Annotated in this window: 22 protein-coding genes; 7 read left to right on the forward strand and 15 right to left on the reverse strand. The window is 63.4% G+C overall.

The genetic code is table 11. From position 1 onward, the window contains the following. Positions 1–26: 26 nt before the first annotated feature. On the forward strand, positions 27–1,343 hold the full coding sequence (locus tag M3P36_RS09705; protein ID WP_249703049.1) for a radical SAM protein: 1,317 nt from the start codon (positions 27–29) through the stop codon (positions 1,341–1,343). A 183-nt stretch (positions 1,344–1,526) separates the two neighbouring features. Here M3P36_RS09705 and M3P36_RS09710 read toward each other — a convergent pair whose 3' ends face one another. The 6 genes from M3P36_RS09710 to M3P36_RS09735 all read right to left on the reverse strand — a co-directional run bounded on the left by M3P36_RS09710 (position 1,527) and on the right by M3P36_RS09735 (position 6,445). Further along, entirely contained in the window at positions 1,527–2,987 is a 1,461-nt protein-coding gene (locus M3P36_RS09710) for a lignostilbene-alpha,beta-dioxygenase (protein ID WP_249703050.1), read from the reverse strand. 142 nt (positions 2,988–3,129) lie between these two features. Further along, positions 3,130–3,984: a class III extradiol dioxygenase family protein gene (locus M3P36_RS09715; RefSeq protein WP_249703051.1), complete on the reverse strand. Its 855-nt coding sequence runs from the start codon at positions 3,982–3,984 to the stop codon at positions 3,130–3,132. After that, the gene (locus tag M3P36_RS09720) at positions 3,981–4,388 is read right to left on the reverse strand and encodes a protocatechuate 4,5-dioxygenase subunit alpha (protein ID WP_249703052.1); all 408 of its coding nucleotides are present in this window, start codon (positions 4,386–4,388) and stop codon (positions 3,981–3,983) included. The genes M3P36_RS09715 and M3P36_RS09720 overlap by 4 nt, the downstream gene beginning before the upstream one ends. 74 nt (positions 4,389–4,462) lie before the next feature. Further along, positions 4,463–4,921 carry a response regulator gene (locus M3P36_RS09725; RefSeq protein ID WP_249703053.1) on the reverse strand — a complete coding sequence of 153 codons (459 nt, stop codon included), beginning with the start codon at positions 4,919–4,921 and terminating at the stop codon, positions 4,463–4,465. Positions 4,922–5,000: 79 nt separating this feature from the next. Further along, complete coding sequence (locus M3P36_RS09730; protein ID WP_249703054.1) at positions 5,001–5,426, reverse strand: MAPEG family protein; 426 nt, start codon at positions 5,424–5,426, stop codon at positions 5,001–5,003. A 71-nt stretch (positions 5,427–5,497) separates the two neighbouring features. After that, positions 5,498–6,445, reverse strand: a complete 948-nt coding sequence (locus M3P36_RS09735; protein WP_249703055.1) for a threonine ammonia-lyase — start codon at positions 6,443–6,445, stop codon at positions 5,498–5,500. 129 nt (positions 6,446–6,574) lie between these two features. On the opposite strand from M3P36_RS09735, the gene M3P36_RS09740 reads away from it, so the two are divergent. Beyond that, positions 6,575–7,627, forward strand: a complete 1,053-nt coding sequence (locus tag M3P36_RS09740) for a 1,9-bis(guanidino)-5-aza-nonane synthase (RefSeq protein WP_249703056.1) — start codon at positions 6,575–6,577, stop codon at positions 7,625–7,627. A gap of 147 nt (positions 7,628–7,774) precedes the next feature. On the opposite strand, the gene M3P36_RS09745 is transcribed toward M3P36_RS09740, so the two are convergent. The 3 genes from M3P36_RS09745 to M3P36_RS09755 all read right to left on the reverse strand — a co-directional run bounded on the left by M3P36_RS09745 (position 7,775) and on the right by M3P36_RS09755 (position 10,621). Beyond that, positions 7,775–8,884, reverse strand: a complete 1,110-nt coding sequence (locus tag M3P36_RS09745; protein WP_249703057.1) for a helix-turn-helix transcriptional regulator — start codon at positions 8,882–8,884, stop codon at positions 7,775–7,777. A 194-nt stretch (positions 8,885–9,078) separates the two neighbouring features. Continuing rightward, a complete protein-coding gene (locus tag M3P36_RS09750; protein WP_249703058.1) occupies positions 9,079–9,465 on the reverse strand; it encodes a response regulator in 387 nt (128 codons plus the stop codon). Positions 9,466–9,598: 133 nt separating this feature from the next. Continuing rightward, complete coding sequence (locus tag M3P36_RS09755; protein WP_249703059.1) at positions 9,599–10,621, reverse strand: sensor histidine kinase; 1,023 nt, start codon at positions 10,619–10,621, stop codon at positions 9,599–9,601. A 405-nt stretch (positions 10,622–11,026) separates the two neighbouring features. Here M3P36_RS09755 and M3P36_RS09760 point away from each other — a divergent pair, with 405 nt between their 5' ends. After that, entirely contained in the window at positions 11,027–11,953 is a 927-nt protein-coding gene (locus tag M3P36_RS09760) for an OmpA family protein (protein ID WP_249703060.1), read from the forward strand. A gap of 71 nt (positions 11,954–12,024) precedes the next feature. On the opposite strand, the gene M3P36_RS09765 is transcribed toward M3P36_RS09760, so the two are convergent. Further along, positions 12,025–12,966, reverse strand: coding sequence for a DUF3137 domain-containing protein (locus M3P36_RS09765; protein WP_249703061.1), 942 nt, complete (start codon positions 12,964–12,966; stop codon positions 12,025–12,027). A gap of 77 nt (positions 12,967–13,043) precedes the next feature. On the opposite strand from M3P36_RS09765, the gene M3P36_RS09770 reads away from it, so the two are divergent. Both M3P36_RS09770 and M3P36_RS09775 read left to right on the forward strand, forming a co-directional pair. Beyond that, entirely contained in the window at positions 13,044–13,595 is a 552-nt protein-coding gene (locus M3P36_RS09770; RefSeq protein ID WP_249703062.1) for a LemA family protein, read from the forward strand. A gap of 171 nt (positions 13,596–13,766) precedes the next feature. Next, complete coding sequence (locus M3P36_RS09775; RefSeq protein ID WP_249703063.1) at positions 13,767–14,969, forward strand: type III PLP-dependent enzyme; 1,203 nt, start codon at positions 13,767–13,769, stop codon at positions 14,967–14,969. Between the two features lie 76 nt (positions 14,970–15,045). Here the strand turns inward: M3P36_RS09775 and M3P36_RS09780 are convergent, their stop codons facing one another. The 5 genes from M3P36_RS09780 to murI all read right to left on the reverse strand — a co-directional run bounded on the left by M3P36_RS09780 (position 15,046) and on the right by murI (position 19,822). Then, on the reverse strand, positions 15,046–15,576 hold the full coding sequence (locus M3P36_RS09780) for a hypothetical protein (RefSeq protein WP_249703064.1): 531 nt from the start codon (positions 15,574–15,576) through the stop codon (positions 15,046–15,048). A gap of 155 nt (positions 15,577–15,731) precedes the next feature. Continuing rightward, complete coding sequence (locus tag M3P36_RS09785; RefSeq protein WP_249703065.1) at positions 15,732–16,340, reverse strand: NAD(P)-dependent oxidoreductase; 609 nt, start codon at positions 16,338–16,340, stop codon at positions 15,732–15,734. A 105-nt stretch (positions 16,341–16,445) separates the two neighbouring features. Beyond that, positions 16,446–17,555 carry a hypothetical protein gene (locus M3P36_RS09790; RefSeq protein ID WP_249703066.1) on the reverse strand — a complete coding sequence of 370 codons (1,110 nt, stop codon included), beginning with the start codon at positions 17,553–17,555 and terminating at the stop codon, positions 16,446–16,448. Between the two features lie 130 nt (positions 17,556–17,685). Beyond that, positions 17,686–18,906, reverse strand: a complete 1,221-nt coding sequence (gene hemA / locus M3P36_RS09795) for a 5-aminolevulinate synthase (RefSeq protein WP_249703134.1) — start codon at positions 18,904–18,906, stop codon at positions 17,686–17,688. 106 nt (positions 18,907–19,012) lie between these two features. Continuing rightward, positions 19,013–19,822 carry a glutamate racemase gene (gene murI / locus M3P36_RS09800; protein WP_249703135.1) on the reverse strand — a complete coding sequence of 270 codons (810 nt, stop codon included), beginning with the start codon at positions 19,820–19,822 and terminating at the stop codon, positions 19,013–19,015. Positions 19,823–19,911: 89 nt separating this feature from the next. Here murI and plsY point away from each other — a divergent pair, with 89 nt between their 5' ends. Further along, on the forward strand, positions 19,912–20,511 hold the full coding sequence (gene plsY, locus M3P36_RS09805) for a glycerol-3-phosphate 1-O-acyltransferase PlsY (RefSeq protein ID WP_249703067.1): 600 nt from the start codon (positions 19,912–19,914) through the stop codon (positions 20,509–20,511). Further along, positions 20,508–21,644, forward strand: a complete 1,137-nt coding sequence (gene dprA, locus M3P36_RS09810) for a DNA-processing protein DprA (RefSeq protein WP_249703068.1) — start codon at positions 20,508–20,510, stop codon at positions 21,642–21,644. The genes plsY and dprA overlap by 4 nt, the downstream gene beginning before the upstream one ends. The last annotated feature ends 45 nt before the right edge of the window (positions 21,645–21,689 follow it).

The following is a 21,689-nucleotide window of genomic DNA, read 5'->3' on the forward strand; positions in this document are numbered from 1 at the left end:
CTGACAGGCGCGGCACACAGGCTCGCATGTGGCCTTATCATCCTGACCTGCTCGCAACGCCCGTGCCGCGTTACACCAGCTTCCCCACCGCGGCGGAGTTTGCCCTTGGCATCAGCGCCGCGCGCCACCAGGAGGCGATCGGCACGGCGACGGGCGATATCTCGCTCTACGTGCACATCCCCTTTTGCGAGAAGATCTGCTGGTATTGCGGTTGCAACACGGCTGCGGCCAACCGGTCGGCCCGCCTTTCAAGCTATCTCGAGGCCTTGCACCACGAGATCCAGTCGGTTGGACAATTGCTGCCTGCGGGGACGCGGGTGCGGCGCATCGCCTTTGGCGGCGGCAGTCCCAATGCCATTTCGCCGATAGACTTCGTCCGGCTGTTCGATGCACTGGTTCTGAACTTCCCGCTGCACGAACCGCTGGTCTCGATCGAACTCGATCCGCGTGCTTTGGGCCGCGAATGGAGCACGGTGTTCGGCGCCATCGGCGCGACCCACGCCAGCCTGGGCGTGCAGACCTTCGCCCCCCACCTGCAGGAAGCCATCGGCCGGGTGCAGCCGCAATCGATGATTGCGGACGCAGTGGAGCTGCTACGCGGCGCGGGGATCACCTCGATGAACTTCGACCTGATGTATGGCCTGCCGGGCCAGACCATGGAGGACGTGGCCGATTCACTCGATCTTACTGCATCCTATGGCGCGAACCGCGTAGCTCTGTTCGGCTATGCCCATGTCCCGCACCTGCTGCCGCGCCAGCGCCGGATCGACGATACAGCCCTGCCGGGCCCGGAAGCACGCTTTGCCATGGCGCAGGGCGGCCACGCGCAGCTGGTCGATGCAGGCTATGTCGCGGTTGGCTTCGATCACTTCGCCTTGCCTGGCGATCCGCTGGCCCAGGCGATGGAGGCGGGCACGCTGAAGCGCAATTTCCAGGGCTTCACCGATGACCAGGCGCCGGTGCTGATCGGGCTGGGTGCGTCTGCTATCTCGCAATTCCCAGACTTGCTGGTGCAGAACGAGAAGAACGCCGGCCGCTATCGGATGTTGCTGAGCCAGGGGCTGCTGCCGACCGGCCCGGGCAAGGAACGCAGCGCGGACGACCGACGGCGCGGGGCAATCATTGAGGAGCTGCTGTGCCGCGGCCGCGCACGCGTTGCAGCCGATATCATGGCAACGGCGCTCGACCGGCTTAAGCCCTATCTCGAACCGGGCCTCGCACGGATCGAAAGCGGCAATATGCTGGTGATTGCCCACAACGGCCTGCCATATGCCCGCAGCATTGCGGCCGCCTTCGATCCATACCGCCAGCAGAGCGCGCGGCGGTTCAGTTCGGCGATCTAGCTTTCCACCCAACGCCAAGTTCCGTTCGTGTCGAGCGAAGTCGAGACACCTGGGCGCTGCATCTCGACTTCGCTCGATGCGAACGGCTTAGGCTTATGCAGCCTGTGCCTGTCTGTAAAAAATGGGCGGCCTGCCGAAGCGGGCCGCCCTTTTGAAGGTTGGGATGGGAACTGGACAGCGCCGTCAGGCGGCTTCCAGCAGATCCGCTGCGGCCCAGTTGCCGTGAAGCCCCTGGCGCAGACGAATGGGGAGTTTGGCGCGCGCGATCGGGCCGTTGGCCACATCGAGCGCGTCGAAAATACACAGGTCGGAATAGTTGCGGACATGGTCGTCCACCAGGGCAACCAGCCAGCCGTCACCCTCGGGCGCGTCCTTTGAGCGCGGGATGAAGCAGGGCTCCTGGATCGAACCGTCGGGTCCGCACCACCAGCTCTGCTCCTCGCCCGATACCACGTCGAAATGGGTCAGGGTGTTGATCACGCCGGCAAAGGGTCCAGGGGGGCCGTTATAGGGTTTGGCAAGGTCATAGGTGATCATCCACCCGTGGCGGTAGGGCTTGCCGGCCATCCGGTCATCGATGCGGGGGAATTCGCCCGGTGCCTTGCCCAGAGGGGTCACGCTTTCGACCTTGTCCTCGTTCGATGTGACATCCACGGTAAAGCGTGCCAGTTCGGTCATCGCCAGCTCGGGATCGAACGGTGCGCCGTCCTTGTCAGGGAAGAAGGGCAGGCTGCCGATCTTGGACATCGGGGTGTCGAGGTGGACCTTGGTGCCTTCCTGGTATGCATTCATCACGTGGCATGAACACAAGGCCTCGCGCTGTTCGAACCAGCGCATGTCGCTGCCATCGCCATCGCGCCGCATCACGCCCATCCAGGCCGACAGGCTGCGGTCGTAGTAGAAATGCGGCCGGTCCTGTTCGAGCACCGTGGGGTCCGAACTGTAGGGCGAGACGGGGATGACGATGTAGTCCCCGGCAATGCCGAAGTCGTGCAGCATGGTGTAGTAGGGCACCTCGAAACGGACGAACCGCACCACCTCGCCGTCGGGCGTGATCTCGAAATAGGTCGCATCCCGGGAAAGGTCGCCATCGGCGGCATAGCTGATGTTGCACAGATTGCCCGTTTCCGGGTCGATCTTGGGGTGAGCACCGAATGTGCGCAGGGTCAGCTGGCCGCTCCAGTCGGTATAGCCATCTGTCTCCAGCGTCAGCTTGTCCATGGTCAGGCAGGGGCTGTCTTCCTTCATGGCAATGAGGTCATCGCCGAACACCAGGACATTGGTATTGGCCGTGCCGCGATGCTGGCCGATGACGGAAGGATCGTCTGTGCGCGGATTGCGATAGGAACCGAACAGGGCGCGACCCGCTTCGTTCTCCAGCTTCCACTTGTCGGTCTTGGCATAGCGCTGCTTCATCGACACACGGCCGTCCTTGAAGCGGAACATGGTGACCATGCCATCGCCGTTGAAAAACTGGTCGCCGGGCTTGCGCGGAGCGAACTGTGGGTCGGGGTGCACGCGGTAGAACGCGCCGTCCATTTCGGCCGGAATCTCGCCGTCGATTTCGATATCGGCGATGTCGCCTTCCATCCGGACCAGTCGCAGCACGTCCTGGTAGAGCCCTTCCTGCGGAAAATGGACCATGTCACCTCTCCTCCCGATTCTTCGTAACGCTCGTTAGGATAGAGTGCCGGGGGCGTTGTGCTTTGATGCCGGTCAACAACGAAAAAGGCCGGGCAGGAATTGCTTCCTCCCCGGCCCTTGACGCGAACCCTTACGGGCTGTTTCAGGCGGGCACCTTCTCGCTGTTCTGCAGCAGAACGGTGGCTGCCGCGGTATTCGAGATGGGCACGTGGTAATTGCTCGCCAACTCCCGCACCGAGCCACGCAGGGCACCGCGGGCGGCAATCCAGTTGAGGATTTCCACGCCCTGGCTACCGGCCAGTTCGACGATGTCGAGCGTGTCGTGCTGCAACAGGGCTTCGGGATCGTGCGCCAGGTTGCGCAGGCAGAACTTGTCGTAATCGACATTGATATGGCCAGCGCGCTCGCCTTCCAGCTGGTGCGACAGGCCGCCGGTGCCGAAAATTACGACCTTTTCGTCGCCGGCCCAGCTTTCGATTGCGCGTCCTACGGCCTTGCCCAGGTCATGGCAGCGCTTGGGGCTGGGGAGGGGATGCTGCACGGTGTTTATGGCGATGGGGATCAACCTGGTGGGGAAGGCATTGGTGCCCGGCCAGCACAGTTCGAACGGCACGGCGACGGCGTGATCCACCGCCATCGACTGGCAGGTTACGGGGTCGAACTCGCTCGCCACGACCTGCTCGATGATGTGCCACGACAGGTCCGGGTGCCCTTCATAGGGGCGGTCGAATGCAATGCCCCATCCTTCGTCCTCGTGCCGGTACTGCGGTGCCGCGCCGATGGCGAAGGTGGGCATCTTGTCGAGGAAGAAGTTGAGACCGTGGTCGTTGTAGAACACCACCGCCACATCGGGTTGCTCGACTGCCAGCCACTCGTGGATCGGATCGAACCCGTCGAAGAACGGCTTCCAGTAGGGATCCTGCTGGAGATTCTGGGCAATGGCCTTGCCGATGCCGGGAACGTGACTGGTGAAAATGCCGCCGCAAACCTGGCTCATGCCGCCATCCTTCCGTTGCTGGCGACGCGGGTTTCGGTGACCGCGTGGCTGAGGAGGTTGGCCTTGAACTCGTCGATCGAAACGCCGGTCTGCAGCGCGCCGAGGTCCTGCACGTTGAGGCCGAAGATGCCGGCCAGCTTGGCGAGGTAATAGACGTTGCCGCCTGCCGCCAGCATGCCGAGCACATCACGGTCCCGGACAGACTGGCGTTGTGCCGGGGTGAGGGCGAAGCGGTCCATATAGGCCTCCTCGTCAGCCTCGAAGGCCTCGCGGTTTTCGGCGCTGTTGAACGAATAGCACATGGCGTTGATGGCATAGCCGTGCTGGGCTGCATCACCATCGAACACCAGGGTGCCGGGAATGGCGCGTTTGCCTTCGGCAGTTTGCCGGGAAAGCGAGGTCATCGGTCGAACTCCACCTGTTGATGGTGGTCTGATGCCGTCAGTCCGGACTAGAGTCCTTGCGCCAAATCAAAGGATCAGAGGAACACCTGGCGCGGTCCATCGTCCTTGTTGTTGCGCAACTGGAACTCCGCCCATTCCTCCAGCTTGCGGTGCTGTGGACGGCTGGAGCGGGCTTCGAGGAGCTTGTTGACCCGCCAGACCAGCGCCTTGGGATCGACCGGCTTGCGGATATAGTCCTGCGCGCCGTTATAGAAGGCGTGGCGCTCGTCCTGCAGACCGTCGATTGAGGTGAACATGATCACCGGCAGGTCGTAGAACCTGGGCGAATTGCGCAGCCGCCGCAGGAAGCCCGAGCCGCGTTCGCCGGGCAAGAGCTCGTCGAGCAACAACAGGTCGGGCCGCCGCCATTGCAGCAGCTTCATCGCTTCCGCCGCGGTCGAGACCCAGCCGCAGGCATGACCGGCGCCGAGCAGGATCTCGCTCGCCAGTTCGGCAACGATGTCATCGTCATCCACGACAAGGATATGGGCCACGGCTCACCTTTCCAATCAGGTGGCGGGCATAGACCAGGAGGCAGCGACAGGGTCTCAACCGGCCCCTCGGGATTAGTCCCTAGACAAGTGTGACCATCAGCGCCCGCACCGCCATGGCCATCAGGACGAGGCTGGACAGGGTGAACAGGGTGATCCTGACAGGGAGGGTGTTGACCACGGCCTGCCACAGCGAGTGGACAATCCGCAGGGCGACATAGGCCCAGGCTAACCACACATCGACCTGCGCGTAGCCGGCGAGGGCAAGGATCACCACCAGCGCATAAAAGATGGTAGGTTGTTCCATCAAGTGATTGTAATTATGCGCCTTCCACTGGATTTCGGCGGGCAGGACACCGTCAAGGTCAGCACCCCTGCCGCCGCGCGATTTTTCGGGAGGCATCTTCAGCTTGGCCAGGGCGGGCAGGCGGGTGGCCGCCATCCACACGAGTATCACGAGCGACCAGGTGACGAGCACGGCTGCGGGTGCGAGCATTGACGAATACATGGGCGATCCTCCCTCTCTCCAAGGACAGGGAGGCTGGGCGGCAGGAACTAGATTGTCAATTGAAACCCAATTTACGGTCGGATCACCCGCGCAAAGGCGAGCGGATCGACATTGCCGCCGCTGGCAATCACCACCGTGCCCTCATCCACCGCCACCTTGCCCGCCAACACCGCCGCCAGCGCCACCGCGCCGCCGGGTTCCAGCACCAGCCGCAATCGCGAGAAGGCATAGCGCTGCGCCGTGCACACCTCTTCCTCGGTCACAGACAGGCCGAAGGCACACCGCGCCTGCAACACGGCGAAGTTGAGCGGCGAGGTGGCGAAGGTCTGCAAGGCATCACAGGCCGTCGGCGGTGGATTGGCCCCGACGGTCTGGATCGATCCGCTGGCGAGCGAGCGCGCCACGTCATCCCATCCGGCCGGTTCAACCGGCACGACCTCGGCCCCCGGACAGGCGAGCGCCAGGCCCGCTGTCAGCCCGCCTCCGCCGCAGCAGGCCACGATCCGCGCAGGTTCGCGCCCCAGTTGCGCCGCCGCCTCGATCCCCGCGCTGCCCTGGCCTTCGATCACCCATGGATCGGCAAAGGCATGGACATAGGCCGCGCCGCGCTCTGCCGACAAAGCCCGCCCAATCGCCTCGCGGTCCTCGGTCATGCGGTCGTACAGCACGACCTCGGCCCCCAGTTCGCGGGTCCGCTCCAACTTGATCGGCGGGGCATCGCGCGGCATCACGATGGTGGCCGCCATGCCCAGCTTGCGCGCCGCCCAGGCCACGCCCTGCGCATGGTTGCCGCTTGATACCGCCACCACGCCGCGCGCACGCTCATCGTCGGAAAGGTCGGTCAGCCGGTGCCACGCGCCCCTGATCTTGAATGCGCCGACCGGCTGCAAACATTCGGCCTTGAGCCAGAACATTCGCCCGTCATGCTCCACCGGCAAAAGCGGGGTGGGGGCCAGGATTTGCGCCACTTTTTCCGCCGCGCGCAGCACGCCTGTGCGATCAGGACTTCGACTTGTCATGCGATCCGTCATAAGGGTTATCGAATTACATGTTTACCTCAGGGCCGCCACCCACTATCGGGCGCGCCCTTCGCATCGGGAACCCCTGCATCCAGGGGCGATTGCCCGTTAAGGAAGCTGGAGACCGTGATGACCGAACAGAAGATCAACGACACCCGCAAGGCAGAGCTGCTGTCCACCACTGTCGAGCACATCGACATCACCAGTTTCGATGCCCGGCCGATCATCGACCAGATGGGCAAGATGAGCTTCACCAGCCGTGATCTGGCCCGAGCCACCCGCATCTACAACCAGATGCTGGAAGACAAGGACTGCACCATCTTCCTCGTCATCGCCGGTTCCACCAGCGCGGGCGGCTGCATGGACCTCTATGCCGAACTGATCCGTTCGAACATGGTCGATTGCGTGGTCGCCACCGGCGCCACCATCGTGGACATGGATTTCTTCGAAGGCCTTGGCCACAAGCATTACCAGGCGCTGGAAATCCCCGACGACGACACGCTGCGCTCGCTCTACATCGACCGCATCTACGATACCTATATCGATGAAGAACAGCTTCAGGACTGCGACTTCACGATCAACAAGATCGCCAACGAGCTGGAGCCGAAGGCCTATTCCAGCCGCGCATTCATCCGCGAGATGGGCAAGTACCTGTGCGAACATGGCAAAAAGGAAAACAGCCTCGTCAAGCTGGCCTACGAGCATGACGTGCCGATCTTCTGCCCCGCTTTCGTGGACAGCAGCGCCGGGTTCGGCCTCGTCAAGCACCAGGTGGACCGCATGAAGGAGGGCAAGCCCTACATGATGCTCGATGCCATCGCCGATTTTCGCGAACTGACCGACATCAAGATCCAGGCGGGCGAGAGTGGCCTGCTGATGGTGGGCGGCGGCGTGCCGAAGAACTTCATCCAGGACACGGTCGTCTGTGCCGAAATCCTGGGTCATGAGGACGTGGCGGTGCACAAGTATGCCGTACAGATCACCGTGGCCGACGTGCGCGACGGCGCCTGCTCATCCTCCACGCTGCAGGAAGCGGCGAGCTGGGGCAAGGTCAACACCGGCATCGAACAGATGGTCTTCGCCGAAGCAGGCTCGGTCATGCCGCTGCTGGCATCGGATGCCTACCACCGCGAACACTGGAAGACCCGCGACAAGCGCCGCTGGGCCAAGCTGTTCGAATAAGGCTGCTTCGCTAACCTAACCGGGATTAGTCACCCCGGCCTTGTGCCGGGGTCCAGCTTGTCGCCAAGTGGCGAAAAGTCGGACCCCGGCACAGGTCGGGTGGAGAGCGGCCGACCTTGCTTTAAGCTGGCAGCCGCCCCTTCGCAGTCAGCGTCCAGCGGGGCCCACCGGCTGGAGCAAGCCGCCTGCCATCCTGCCCTCGGCGTCGAGTGTGGCCGACATTATCACCGCGCCGTTCGCAAACTCGAGGTTGTAGGCATCGTCGCCCCTCGGGCCGCGTTCGCGGAAAGTCACCGACTTCAGTTCGCCTAACCCTCTGAACATGGAATGGGTCATGGGCAAATCGCGGCGGACGATTTCGGCAAACTGCGGAGAGAGCTTGTCGTATTCGGGCGAGCCACTCGCCAGCCCGGCGACAAGGATCCGCAAGGCAGCCTCGGTGCCTGGTGCGGCTGGAGCCACGGAGGGTCCCACAGGTTGGAGCATGCCGCCCGCCATCCTGCCCTCGGCGTCAAGTGCGACTGACATGATCACTTCACCATTAGCAAAGGACAGGTTGTAGGTGTCGTCGTCTCTCGGGCCGCGCCCACGGAAAATCACTGACTGCAATTCGCCCATTCCCCTGAACAGCGGATGTGTCATGGCCAGATCCCGGCGCACGACTTCGGCGAACTGCGGAGAAAGCGTTTCGTATTCGGGCGCGCCACTCGCCAGTCCGGCGACAAGGCTTCGCACGGCGGCCTCGGTGCCGGGATTGGGCTCGGAAGCAGGTGCGGCGGTTTGTTCTTTCCCGACCGCAGTCGGCGGGTTTGTCGGCCCCTCAATGGCACCGGATGACTGAAGCCCGATTATCAGGGCGAATGCTGCAAAAGCGCTCATGAGTATTGCTCCCGAGACCAGATAAGCTCGGTGGCGCGTGGTCCACGCGGTCTCGCTTCGTGGGGCGGCCACTGAGCCCTGTTCATCGGACTTGGCATTGCCTGAGGGTAGGGCCGATGAGTTGGGTCCCAGCCGACCGTACCGATCCGACAGTTCCACAAGTTTCGCAGCTTCAAGCGATGAGGAGAGGCCGAGCTTGGCGCGAGCCATCTTCAACCGCTTCTCGACAGCGTGAGGAGATATAGCCAGATCAAGCGCCATTTGCTTGGCCGTCTGGTGCAGCAGGCAGCGCTTGAGGCATTCCCGTTCAGCTTCGGTCAGACGCAGGATGGCTGCCTGAGTGCTATCATCGATCTCTTCCACCCTCATGTCGGCCATCGTAGCACCTTGAGAGCCGTTACCAACCCCGCCTGGCTGGTACCCCATCGGTCGAACCCTCCTCGCGTGAAGGCAATGCCAGATTGGGTTGCGCTTCGACCAAGGGTGCCTTGGTTGCAGGTTCGCTCGGCAACGATCGGGTCCAGAGCTTTGAAAAATGCGACGACAGTGAGCCACCGCAGCGCCGCAATGGCCTAGTCCGAAACTGCCAACAGCGATGAAATCGCAACAACGACCTGTGCCGGCACGAAAGGCTTGGCGATCATGATGCTGGAGGGAACGCCTTTCGAAGTCCATTCGTGTTCGCTGGCGGCGCTTACGTAAACGACCGGGAGTCCGGCAACCAGTTCGCGGGCGGTGCGCGCCACGTCCCATCCATCCGGCCCGTCGCCCAGGTTGACGTCGGTGATGACGCCGTGGAGCTGGTCGGACTGCTCGTTCAGCACGGCCAGGGCATCGGGCCCTGAATTGGCCACGATGACGTTGAAACCGGCCTCTTCCAGCTCTCCCAGAAGCATTTCCTGGATCAGGATTTCGTCTTCGGCGTAGAGCAGGGTTGGCGCCGCGGAATCGGGATTCATGTGGCGTCCTGTGGTTGCTGCGGGGGAATATCCTGACTGGTTAACGCCAGTGCGGGGCTTTCGTGCCCGAATAGTTCAGAACGGCGAGACCGCCATCAAGGCGTCGCGCTCGCCCAGCGCCGCCGATGGCCGATCAGCTTTCGTGATGGACGATGGATACCCGCACGCCCGGCTTTGCATCGGTCGTCTCGACCACCGCCCCAAGGCTGGAAGCCAGTGCGGCCACGATATTGGTGCCCAGTCCGGCCTCAGCCGTATAGTCGCCGGTCGGCAGGCCCACGCCGTTATCGGTGACCGACATGGTCCAGTCTGACCCGTCGGCACGGTAGCCGACATCGATCTGCCCGATCCGCCCGCCTGGGAAGGCATGCTTGAGAGCGTTGATGACCAGTTCGGTCACGATCAGTCCAAGGCTGATCGATACGTCGGCGCTGGTCGTGCTGTCATCCGCTGTCACGTCGAGCGAGATTTGCTCGTGATCGCGGATCATCGAGGCGCCGATGCTGCGGCACAGGTCGGTGAAATAGGAACGCAGTTCGACATCGCCCAGCTGCGATACGGCCAGCTTCTGCTGCAGGGTTGCGACCGACATGATCCGCTGGTGCGCATCGTGCAGGTTGGCGCGCGTTTCTTCCGACTGGGTGCGCCGCGCGCTCTGCATCAGGACGCTGGCGATGATCTGGAGGCTGTTGGCCACCCGGTGCTGCAATTCCTGCAGCAGGATCGCCTTTTCGCGCACCAGGTCGTCCTTGAGCTTGTCGGCCAGGCGCGCATCGGTCACGTCCATCACGGTGACGAGCAGGCGCGTTTCGGCCCCGCTGGCATAGGCCAGCTTGCGGGCAGTGACGACGAGCCGCCGGACGGGAACCTTGTTTCGCTTCAGGTCCATCTCGTAGGTATCGATTGCCGCATTGCTGCGCGCGGTGGCGTTGAGCAGCGATTCCAGCTGCGGGACATTCCACTCGCCCGCGCCGATGGAGCCGACCTTGTGCCCCGCCAGTTCCGCTGCATCGAGATCGAATACCCGGCTGAAGGACTGGCTCGCGGCCAGGATGGTCAGGGTGTCGTCGAGCAGGAGGAGCGGAGCGTTGGAGCTGTGAATGACCGCAAGCAGCAGGCTGTCATCGACTGCGGTCGCGGGGGTGTAGGAAGTCATTGATTGCGGCCTTTCTGGCTGCCTAAGCGTCAAAGCTCATGCGGGGGAGCAAACGCGGTCCTGCGAGTCATTGCTGCGGCAGGCGTAGGGGTGGCGCGCTGCGACCATAGCAGATTATCCCGTGCACCGTGCCATCAATTCGACCGGGCCATTTGAATGTCCGATCCGTGCCTGCCGCCCGGCACATTGCGACCATAATGGGGCCACCCCGGCGCCGCATTTGTAACGGTTCGTCGCAGCAAATGCTCCAATGCCCGCATCCGCAGTCCTCCAGCCGGAACGTTCATCTTCACCCAAGGTTGGCCCGAGCAGTCAGGGTCCCGAGGTGTTCAAGGGGCGCTTGCACGTCGCTCAGGCAGCCCTGCGGTTCACGCTGCGCTGTCACGGGTTGAAGGAGAAACACGAATGCGAAACAATTCCACCAGGATTTTCACCGGCTCGGTCACGCTTGCGGCCATTGCCATGCTGGCCATGCCGGCATCTGCCCAGCAGGCCTTTGCAGACGCGCGCTATGCCGACAGCGAAAGCGTGATCACCGTGCAGGGCCAGGTTCCCGCCGACCTGGCGGGTCTGCCTGCCGGTCCCGAGATCGAAGGCTTCATTTCGGCCCGTCGCGGCAACGAGATGGAAGTGACCAGCGCCGATGGCGGCAACACGCTGACCTATCTGAGCGATGCGACCGAAATCCGCGGGCGGGGTGGTTTCCTCGGCCTCAGCCGTGACCAGCTCGCCTCGGATGCGCTGCTCAACGGCCTTCCGGTAACGGTGCAGACGGTCGAATATGGCGGCGGCCTGATCGCCAGCCGCGTGCGCCTGCGCAATTCCGACCTTGAGACCGCTTCGATGATCCAGCGCGCCACCAACCAGCGCTTTGGCGAAAACGAGACGGCGATCGCGGAAAATGCCGCCGCCACCGAAGCTCTGCGCGGCCGCGTTGCCAATATCGACCAGTACAACATCAAGGGTACGACCAACGCTTATTTCGACACCGGCAAGTGGCAGCTTTCCGCCGCGGCCCAGCGCGAGCTGTGCGAAGCGGCGGCCCAGGCCGAGCAGATGGACAATGCCCTGCTGCTGGTGGTTGGCTATACCGACAACGTGGGCGACCAGGAGTTCAACCAGACCCTGAGCGAGCGGCGAGCGGGCCGGGTGGTCAACCACCTGCAGCAGCAGTGCGGCTGGGCACCGTGGCGCATGCTGACACCCACCGGCATGGCCGAAGCCGATCCGCTGGCCGACAACCATACGCCGCAGGGCCGGGCGCAGAACCGCCGCGTGTCGGTCAACGTGCTGGTCAGCAAGGCGGTTGACGATACCGGCATGGGCGGCTGATCTGTCGCACTGAAGTAACTGCGGGAATGGCGGCGGGATGGGCGATGGCCTGTCCCGCCGTTTTCCTTTGCTCAGCTCGGGGTGTCGTTCAGCGTGGCGGCCAAGTCTGCCATCGACATGAACTGGGCGACGCATGTCTCCACCATCTCGCGGTCGCGCCGCGCATCGAGCGATCCGCTTTCGAACATGTTGCTGGTTTCCAGCAGCACGGTCACTTCGCGATCATGGAACAGGGTGCGGATCTTCTTGCCGGAAAAAGCCCGTTCCAGCGCGATCAGCCGTTCGACATAGGTCGGATGGACAAGGTATCGCGCCTCTACCTGGTCGGTCGAATAGATGGTGAACTCGTCCTCGAAGCCGGGATGGACCATGTCCACTTTCGCCAGATCGAGGCCAGCGATGGCAAGGCTGTCCTTCTCACCGAAGAACCCGAATTTCTTGTGCTTGTTTGCCCGTTCCACCAGCGTGGTGCCGTGGAACCTGCGGTCGCAGGCGATGGTCATCACCGGGCCGCGGAACACGGTGACGTAATGGGTGTTCTTGCCGCTCTGGCGCTTCTGCTTGAGGTCAGCCTCGTGCAGGGTGAAGGCCCGCCCGCCAAGGTCTCCGCTCCACAGGTCCTCGAAACTTGAACGGTGGAAGTGGGGGACCATTTTGAACGTTGTGGCTCGCTGGAAGCCCGCGCCGGGCTCGAGATCGTGCGTGTATTCCAGCCCCAGCGCGCGGGCGAGGGCGGAGTTGATCCCTTCCTTGGTCTGGCGGATCGCCTTGGCGCGCGGGGCATAGATCCACACGCCCCCGGCGATCCCCATGGCGCCGATCAGCCAGGCGGTGAAACCCCCCAGGTCGAAACCGAACAGCAGCAGGGCCGAGGCGGGCAGCACCACGAAGGCAGATTTGACCAGCCGCCCGTTGCTCTTATCCTTCGCCTCCTCGCGCACCGCCGCCTGGCCTTGCAGCCAAACTCCAAGCTCGCCCGCCATCAGCGCATCGATATCGGGCCGTTCGATCATGCGATAGGTTCCCCTTCCCGTATGCCCCCATTGATGGCACAAAAGCGGGGCGACAGGGATAGCTTCAGGGGGATCAGATGGAAATTATCGTAGTCGGCGCAGTGCTGTTGGTGCTCGCGCTGGTGGTTGTAGGGATCTACAACCGGCTGGTGGCCCTGAGGCAGAACGTCAACCAGGGCGTGGCCGACATCGATGCGCAACTGCGCCAGCGGCATGACCTCATCCCCAACCTCGTCAACACGGTGAAAGGCTATGCCGCGCACGAGGCAGGCACGCTGGAATCGGTCATTGCTGCGCGCAATGCGGCGGCCAGCGGCTCGCCCGATTCGGCCAATGAGGCGCAACTGCGTGTAGCGCTCGACAAGCTTCTGGCCCTGGGCGAGGCCTATCCCGACCTCAAGGCCAGCGCCAACTTCCAGGAACTTCAGCGCGAGCTGGGCGACGTGGAAGACAAGCTGGCCGCCGCCCGCCGCGCGCTCAATGCCGCCGTTTCGCGGTATAATACGGGAATCGAAAGCTTTCCCGCTATCCTGTTCGCCGGGATGCTCGGCTTCCGCGAAGCGGATTTTAACAAGCTGGATGACAGCGAACGCGGCGTGGTCGATGCCGTGCCCGACGTGAAGTTCTGACCCCTCGCGCCAATCGCGTCAGCGCAAAACCGGAACAATCGGCGCACTTGTCCCTTGCATCAGTGAGCGGCGGCTTTATATGCGCTGCTCCTGCTGCCCCATGGGGACTTCCAAACCGCAAGGCAGCTTTGTTGTTGTAATGGCCGAAAGGCCTATTGGGGGTCCCTTGAGTTGGTCAATTTTCCAGATGCACAGGCTGTAGTTCGCGCTCTTTCGCCGGACGATGCCGTAATTTTGAACCGCCCGCACGCCGCGGCCCGGGCAGCGCGTTTCTTTGCCGAGAAGTTCCCCGGCACCGCGATGTATGCGGTGAAGGCGAATCCCTCGCCCGAACTGATTCGCATCCTGTGGGACAACGGCATCAACCACTATGACGTCGCCTCGATCGGCGAAGTACGCATGGTGCGCGAGACCCTGCCCACGGCGAAGCTGTGCTTCATGCACCCGGTGAAGACCGCCGGCGCCATCCGCGAGGCCTATTTCCAGCACGGCGTGAAGACCTTCAGCCTCGATACGCTGGAAGAGCTGGCCAAGATCGTGGCGGCCACCACCACCCCTGAGGGCGTTGCGGCGGAAGACCTGCAACTGCTGGTGCGCCTGCGCGTATCGTCCGAACATTCGGAGCTGTCGCTCGCCGCCAAGTTCGGCGTGGACCTGGCCGATGCCGCCCCGCTGCTGCAGGCCACCCGCCAGCATTGCGATGCGCTGGGCATCTGCTTCCACGTTGGCAGCCAGGCGATGACGCCCTTTGCCTATGTCCAGGCGCTTGAGCGCGTGCGCGCGGCCATTGCCGAGGCGGCGGTGACGGTGGACATCATCGATGTGGGCGGCGGGTTCCCCTCGTCCTACCCCGGCATGGAGCCTCCGCCGCTGGAGGACTATTTCGCCCAGATCCACCGCTATTTCGAGATGCTGCCGATCTCCTATTCGGCCGAACTGTGGGCCGAACCCGGCCGCGCGCTCAGCGCCGAATATTCCTCCATCGTGGTGAAGGTGGAAAAGCGCCGCGATGACGAGCTGTACATCAACGACGGCGCCTATGGCGCGCTGTTCGATGCGGCGCACGTGGAATGGCGCTTCCCGGTGCGCGCGCTGGAGGATGACCTGACCCAGCCCGAGGCCGAATTCGCCTTCTATGGCCCCACCTGCGACGATGCCGACTATATGAAGGGCCCGTTCCTCCTGCCGGCCGACATCCAGGCGAACGATTACATCGAAGTCGGGATGCTGGGGGCATACGGCGCGGCCATGCAGACGCGGTTCAACGGCTTTGGCGCCACCCGCGCCTTTGTGGTGGAGGACGAGCCGATGGCCAGCCTCTATCGCGGCGACCGCGTGCGGCCGGTCAGCGACAATGTGGTGAGCCTGCGCTAAATGCGAGGGCTGCGGACCGGCGCACTAAACGCCGGCCCGCAGCCACGCCGCCAGCTAAGGCCAGCAATAGCCAGCCTTAATCGAAAATGCTGATCCCGCGCGATTCGCGTTCGGTGGATTCGTGCAGCACGCCCTGGCTCGGCACTTCGGGCTTGAAGGCTTCGTGGCATTGCAGGCAGTTGTCGACCAGACGGTCGCCAATGGCGCGCCACGCTGCGATGTCGGTGGACCTGGATTCGGCCAGCGGCAAGGCGTCCTGGCCGATCTGGGTCAGTTCATCCGACCACTGCTGCCAGTTGTCTTCGGCCGTCCACTGCGCATCAAATTCACCCGTACCGGGCACCTTCATCACTGCGCCGCCCAGGATCATGTCGTAAAAGGCGCCGCGCACCAGATGCCAGTCATGATCGTCCTTCGGCAAATCACCATTGCCCATGGCCCAGATATAATCTGCCGATTGGTCAATCAGGCCGACCATCGCGGCGTTCGTGCTGACGGGTAACTGGCTGAGTGTGTTCCGGCTTGCCTGCTCGGCGGCGGGAGCCGGTGCTTCCTGTTGGCAACCGGCAAGGGCCAGGGTCGCCAACGGTATGGCGATGATGGTCATATACTTGTGCATAGCATTCTCCCAGAAATGGGCCGCGATGCCGGCATGGCACTGTGGCCACCCATCACTTCTGGGCCTGTCCGGCGAGGCTGGCTTTGATCTGGGACATAATTGGGCCGGGCATGATCTGCGCCCGGTCTGCGCCGTACCCGCCGCTAATAGCCGATAGTGAACCGCTCGCGGCTGTGGGCGTGACCTTCCACCTCGTCCACCATGGCGATGGCATAGTCGGCAAAGCTGATCTTGCTCTCACCCGCCGCATCCTTGATCAGGTGTTCCTTGCCCAGCCGGAACGTGCCCAAGCGCGGGCCTTCGAAGATGTTGAAGGCGGGGCTGAAGAACACCCAGTCCACGTCCTTGTCCTCCTTCAGCGCATAGAAGAAATCGATCCCCATCTGCGCGCCGTTGCGCCAGATCGGCGGAAAGTCCGGCCCGTCGATCAGGCGCTGGTCGTTCTCGTCCTTCAGGCTCGCCGCCCCGCCGGTGACGAGCAGGCGGTTGACGCCCGACTGGTGCATGATGGCGAGGACCTTGTCCGCCTTAACATCGAAGGTGAGGGCAGAGACCACCGCATCGCACCCGGCCACCAGCGGCGCGACCTCGGCAGGGTCCTGCGCATCGCTCTGGTGGGTGGTAACGCCGGGGAGGGCCGCAATCTTCTCCGGATGCCGCGCCACGGCCACAACCTCATGCCCGCGAGCCGACAGCTCCTTGACGATTTCCGACCCGGCCCGGCCGCTTGCGCCGAGGACTGCTACTTTCATGATGCGCTCTCCCTATGGTTTGGGGGGAGGTGTAGCGCGCGGGGTGGGGGGAGGGAAGGTTGGGGGTGTCGGCGATCTATTGGCTCCCTTTTCGCCGCACAGAGTTCAAGGCCCACCGGATCGGTGGATCGTTATCTCTCCGACAAGGTCTTTGTCAGTGATCGTCGCCATTTCGCCACGCAATCCAGTTTCAATCCTGACCCGTGTCAAGAGTTCGGCTAGTCGCTGAATTGTTTGCCATGCGTATTGCAGTCCGTCGATGCTACTATCGACATACGCTTGGTACTCCGCCAGTGCGACCTTGATCGCTGCTTCATTCTCCTGCGTAAAAAGCAAATCATGCGTGGAATTTTCCCACACTGTCTCATTGGCCGCAAGAAGTGGGTAATGTAAAATCGAAATACGGAAATTGCCGGCAAATCTAACCTCCCGCACCTGACAATAGTGGAAACTCGCCGCTCGTCCAACTGGTGCGACGTGAACTATGTCATTTCTAAGATTGGAAAGGTTGTGTATCCAACCGCCGGACCCTCCCGCCTCAATCAGTTCCTTGGCGCTTGCTGAGGAAGCTCCCTCGGCTCTCTTTAAGAAAGAACTAAAGCGGGTAACTTTTCCGTCACCCTTAATGATGATCCTCCAAACGATTTCTGCGATCAAATCTCGGAACGAACCAGCATCTGCCACGAAGGCGTGAACTGCTGCGTCGATTTCGCGCATGTAAGCATTGCTCGTCAGCTGGCCGGGAGAAGCGTTTCCTGCAATCGAAGATCTCAACATCCTGTTGTAGGAAGCACTAAGCTGCATCAACCGAAAGTTCAGTAGGTCAAGATAGGTCACGCAGCGGGAGGCGATGTCATAAGCTGAATGATCTCCTGAACGTCCTGCTGTGTGGCGAATGTTCGACCACTCTTGGCGTTCGTCCATAACTCTGAAACCCAAAGTCGGGAAAAAGCAGTCCCAATCTGACGCCAGATCATCGCGGTCGGGAAACGAACGCGGAAATTCAACGCCAATAGGGGTCAACCCAAATGCCGTGAGAGTCTGGTAGAGGTGCTCGTACTTTGGGGTCCGAAAGCGCAATGATTGCATCTTTGGGCCGATCTGAAGGCGGACAACTTCAGCCTGAATATCGATAGCCCGCACACCCCCGAGAAGATGGACGATGCGCGCGGGTCTTCGGTCTGCTTGATTTTCAGGATTGTGGTTGACCGACATTCTTGCCTCGTCACTTCTGTGTGGGCAGGCAAGCTTATAGATTTGTCAGATTTACTACTACAATTCCATGCAGTGAGAGCCAAAATACAATCGTTGCGGATTATCCTAGCTCGTTAGCTGGGCTAACATATCAAGCCGCCTTCGCCAGCTCCAGCTCCAGCCGGTCCCAGATCTCCACCAGGGCTTCGGCCAGTTCGTCCATCATCGCTTCGGTGTGGGCGGGGCCGGGGGTGAAGCGCAGGCGTTCTGTCCCGCGCGGCACGGTGGGGAAGTTGATCGGCTGCACATAGACGCCGTATTCGGCCAGCAGGATATCGCTGATCTTCTTGGCGCGCACCGGGTCTCCCACCATCAGGGGGACGATGTGGGTGGTGCTGTCCATCACCGGCAGGCCGGCGTTGCGGAACTTGGCTTTCAGCGCGGCGGCGGCGGCCTGCTGGCCCTCGCGCTCTACGCTCGATCCCTTGAGGTGGCGCACCGATGCCAGCACACCTGCCACCAGCACGGGGCTGAGCGAGGTCGTGAAGATGAAGCCGGGGGCATAGGAGCGGATGCAGTCCACGATCTTGCGGCTGGCCGCGACATAGCCGCCCATCACGCCGAACGCCTTGCCCAGCGTGCCTTCGATCAGGTCGATCCGGTGGGCCGCTTCGTCCCGCTCCGAAATGCCGCCGCCACGCGCGCCGTACATGCCGACCGCGTGGACCTCGTCGATATAGGTCAGCGCGTTGTACTTGTCGGCCAGGTCGCACAGGGCGTGGATCGGGGCGACATCGCCGTCCATCGAATAGACGCTCTCGAAAGCGATCAGCTTGGGGCAATCGGGATCTTCGGCGGCGAGCAGTTCTTCCAGGTGCTCCACATCGTTGTGGCGGAAGATGCGCTTTTCGCAGCCCGAATTGCGGATGCCGGCGATCATGCTCGCGTGGTTCAGCTCGTCCGAGAAGATCACGCAGCCGGGCAGCAGCTTGGCGAGGGTGGACAGCGTCGCGTCGTTCGACACGTATCCGCTGGTGAACAGCAGCGCGGCTTCCTTGCCGTGGAGGTCCGCCAGCTCTTCCTCAAGCTGGATGTGGTAATGCGTGTTGCCGCCGATGTTACGGGTGCCGCCTGATCCTGCGCCCACGTCGTGCAGCGCCTGCTCCATCGCTTCCACCACCTTGGGGTGCTGGCCCATGGCGAGATAATCGTTGGAACACCACACGGTGATCGGCTTGGGCCCGTTGTGCCCGGCAAAGCAGCGCGCGTTGGGATAGGCGCCCTTGTTGCGCAGGATATCGATGAAGACGCGGTAGCGGCCTTCGGCGTGGAGCCGGTCGATCGCCTGGTCGAAGATGTGTTCGTAGTTCAGCGTCTGTGTCCGCTCTGCGCCGCATATGGAATCGCGGCCGGTGATGGGGCCGGACTTAGTCATTTCCTCGCGCAGATTAAAGCACTGTGTTTGCGAACGATTCGCATCAGAGTGGCAGAATTCTGCCGATTCCGAAGGGTGCGAGGGCGCTGAGAAGAGCGGGATTATCTGCCGGGTCGCCTGTGACAATTGCGAAGTCCTGATCCTGACTGCCTTGCGGACCATCCCAAGGCTGGCCTTGTGTCAGATAGGCCACGCGCCGGGCAATTCCTTGCGCTCCGTCAACAAAGGCGACTTGTCCCCCGAAAGCTGCGGAAAGTTCAGCCTCCAGCAGCGGAAAGTGCGTGCAGGCGAGGACCACGGTGTCGATCTGGTCGCCGCTCGGCTGGCTGCGCAGGCCCTCGGCAGCGCGGGCGAAAATGGCCGGATCGGGCGAGCCACCACGCAGTTTCAGCTCCGCCGCGCCGACCAGTTCAGGCGCGGCATGGCGCAGCAGGGTCTTGCCGCCCGCAAATTCACTCTCCAGCTGGTCCACATAACCCTGGCGGATCGTGGCCGCCGTGCCGAGCAGGCCAATCACGCCGGTCCTGGTCATGGCGGCGGCAGGCTTGATGGCAGGCACCGTGCCGACAATCGGCACCTCCAGCACCTCGCGCACCATGCCCAGCGCAATGGTGCTTGCGGTGTTGCAGGCAATGCAGATGAGGCGCGGGTGATATCGCTCCGCCAGCCGCCCCAGCAGCCCGCAGACCCGCGCCGCAATCTCGGCCTCCGACTTGTCGCCATAGGGCAGCGCGCCCCGGTCGGCCACGTAGATCACCGGCGCCTGGGGCAGCACCTTGCGCACTTCGGCCAGCACGGTGAGCCCGCCAACGCCGGAATCGAAGATCAGGATCGGGGCGGATGGGTCGGGAATGGATGAGCTCCTGCGTGGGCCGTCTTGCCGTGGTCACGCCTTTTACTTACCAATGGGCAAAAGGAAAGCAGGGCCCTAAGCTGTTGGACATGGAAACTATTTACGCCCTGCTGCTCGGCTATGCGCTCGGCTCGATTCCGTTCGGCCTGCTGCTTTCTCTGGCGGCGGGGCAGGGGGATATCCGCAATATCGGCAGCGGCAATATCGGCGCCACCAACGTGCTGCGGACGGGGAACAAGGGGCTGGCGGCGGCCACCCTGCTGCTCGACATGGGCAAGGGGCTGGCGGCGGTGCTGGTGGCCTGGCACCTGTTCGCTGCCAGTGGATCAGCAACCGGCCCTGTCCCGGCGGCGGCGCTGGGGGCGGTTCTGGGGCACTGCTTCCCGGTGTGGCTGAAGTTCAAGGGCGGCAAGGGCGTGGCGACCAATGCGGGCGTGGCCTTCGGGCTCGCCTGGCCGGTGGGCCTGGCCTATGCGGCGGTGTGGCTGGCGGTGCTGGCCCTGGGGCGCATCAGTTCGCTGGCGGGGATGAGCGCGGTTGTGGCGGCGGCGCTTGCTGCGGCGATCCTTGGCCCGGTGGAATTCGTGCCGGTGCTGGCAGTGATCGCCTTGCTGGTGGTCTGGCTCCACCGCGCCAATATCGCCCGGTTGCGGGCGGGGACGGAACCCAGGATCGGCCGCAAGGCATGAACGTGGAAGCGGCGGCAAGGCCTGCCCTGACGCAGGACGAGGCTTTCGCCCGCATCCGCCTGCTGCGCTCGCCCAACATCGGCCCCGTCAGCTATCGCCAGTTGCTGCGCCGCTTCGGCAATGCCGTGGCCGCGCTGGAGGCCCTTCCCGATCTCGCCGCGCGCGGCACCCGCACCTATCGCGCTGCCCCTGTTGACCGGATCGAGCGAGAGGTGGAAGCCGTGCGGCGGGCAGGGGCGCGCTATGTGTTCCACGACATGGCGGACTATCCGCCGATGCTGGGCGCGATGGACGATGCCCCGCCGATCCTCACCCTGCGCGGCAACCTGGCGCTGGCCGCGGCGCCCTGCGTGGCGCTGGTCGGCGCGCGCAATGCCAGCGCGGCGGCGGTCAAGCTGGCGCGCGATTTCGCCGCAGCGCTGGCGGGCGAGGGGTTCACCGTGGTGTCCGGCCTTGCCCGCGGGATCGACGGCGCGGCGCACCAGGGGGCGCTCTCGGCGCATCTGGGCGGTACGATCGGCGTGATCGCCAGCGGCATCGACATCGCCTATCCGCCGCAACACGCCGACCTGCAGGAACAGGTCGCCACAGAAGGCCTGCTGGTGGCCGAGGAACCGCCCGGTACCGAACCGCGCGGGCAACTGTTCCCCAAGCGCAACCGCATCATCGCGGGCCTGTCGCTCGGCACGCTGGTGGTGGAAGCCGCGCCCAAATCGGGCTCGCTCATCACCGCGCGGCTGGCGGGGGAAGCGGGGCGCGAGGTCATGGCCATCCCCGGCAGCCCGCTGGAACCGCGCAGCGAAGGCTGCAACCGCCTGATCCGCGAAGGCGCGGTGCTGGTCCATTCGCCCGAGGACGTGGCCGAGCTCTTGTCCGGCTTCGACGGCACCCCGCGCTCCACCTTCCGCGAACCGGCGCAACGCTGGGATTATGCCGAGGATGACCTGGCCGACGAACCCGCCGACATAGCCCGCCTCCTCACCACCGCGCCCGTGCCGGTGGACGAACTGGTCCGCCAGACCGGTTCCAGCGCTGGCGCAGTGCAACTGGCGCTACTGGAGATAGAACTGGCGGGGATGCTGGTGCGCCATGCTGGCGGGCGGGTGAGTTTGGCAACACAATCCCCCGCTTGACGAACCTTCCGAAATCCCGCCACCCTCGTGCGTACGTACACGTGT

The sequence above is a fragment of the Altererythrobacter sp. KTW20L genome (assembly GCF_023501975.1).
Classification (GTDB): domain Bacteria; phylum Pseudomonadota; class Alphaproteobacteria; order Sphingomonadales; family Sphingomonadaceae; genus Alteraurantiacibacter.

What these genes read in the sequence shown, in the direction of transcription:
- M3P36_RS09705 (WP_249703049.1), top strand. Translation starts at nt 27, where the DNA reads ATGTGGCCTTATCATCCTGACCTGCTCGCAACGCCCGTGCCGCGTTAC.
- M3P36_RS09710 (WP_249703050.1), bottom strand. Translation starts at nt 2,987, where the DNA reads ATGGTCCATTTTCCGCAGGAAGGGCTCTACCAGGACGTGCTGCGACTG.
- M3P36_RS09715 (WP_249703051.1), bottom strand. Translation starts at nt 3,984, where the DNA reads ATGAGCCAGGTTTGCGGCGGCATTTTCACCAGTCACGTTCCCGGCATC.
- M3P36_RS09720 (WP_249703052.1), bottom strand. Translation starts at nt 4,388, where the DNA reads ATGACCTCGCTTTCCCGGCAAACTGCCGAAGGCAAACGCGCCATTCCC.
- M3P36_RS09730 (WP_249703054.1), bottom strand. Translation starts at nt 5,426, where the DNA reads ATGTATTCGTCAATGCTCGCACCCGCAGCCGTGCTCGTCACCTGGTCG.
- M3P36_RS09735 (WP_249703055.1), bottom strand. Translation starts at nt 6,445, where the DNA reads ATGACAAGTCGAAGTCCTGATCGCACAGGCGTGCTGCGCGCGGCGGAA.
- M3P36_RS09740 (WP_249703056.1), top strand. Translation starts at nt 6,575, where the DNA reads ATGACCGAACAGAAGATCAACGACACCCGCAAGGCAGAGCTGCTGTCC.
- M3P36_RS09745 (WP_249703057.1), bottom strand. Translation starts at nt 8,884, where the DNA reads ATGGCCGACATGAGGGTGGAAGAGATCGATGATAGCACTCAGGCAGCC.
- M3P36_RS09750 (WP_249703058.1), bottom strand. Translation starts at nt 9,465, where the DNA reads ATGAATCCCGATTCCGCGGCGCCAACCCTGCTCTACGCCGAAGACGAA.
- M3P36_RS09755 (WP_249703059.1), bottom strand. Translation starts at nt 10,621, where the DNA reads ATGACTTCCTACACCCCCGCGACCGCAGTCGATGACAGCCTGCTGCTT.
- M3P36_RS09760 (WP_249703060.1), top strand. Translation starts at nt 11,027, where the DNA reads ATGCGAAACAATTCCACCAGGATTTTCACCGGCTCGGTCACGCTTGCG.
- M3P36_RS09765 (WP_249703061.1), bottom strand. Translation starts at nt 12,966, where the DNA reads ATGATCGAACGGCCCGATATCGATGCGCTGATGGCGGGCGAGCTTGGA.
- M3P36_RS09770 (WP_249703062.1), top strand. Translation starts at nt 13,044, where the DNA reads ATGGAAATTATCGTAGTCGGCGCAGTGCTGTTGGTGCTCGCGCTGGTG.
- M3P36_RS09780 (WP_249703064.1), bottom strand. Translation starts at nt 15,576, where the DNA reads ATGACCATCATCGCCATACCGTTGGCGACCCTGGCCCTTGCCGGTTGC.
- M3P36_RS09785 (WP_249703065.1), bottom strand. Translation starts at nt 16,340, where the DNA reads ATGAAAGTAGCAGTCCTCGGCGCAAGCGGCCGGGCCGGGTCGGAAATC.
- M3P36_RS09790 (WP_249703066.1), bottom strand. Translation starts at nt 17,555, where the DNA reads ATGTCGGTCAACCACAATCCTGAAAATCAAGCAGACCGAAGACCCGCG.
- plsY (WP_249703067.1), top strand. Translation starts at nt 19,912, where the DNA reads ATGGAAACTATTTACGCCCTGCTGCTCGGCTATGCGCTCGGCTCGATT.
- dprA (WP_249703068.1), top strand. Translation starts at nt 20,508, where the DNA reads ATGAACGTGGAAGCGGCGGCAAGGCCTGCCCTGACGCAGGACGAGGCT.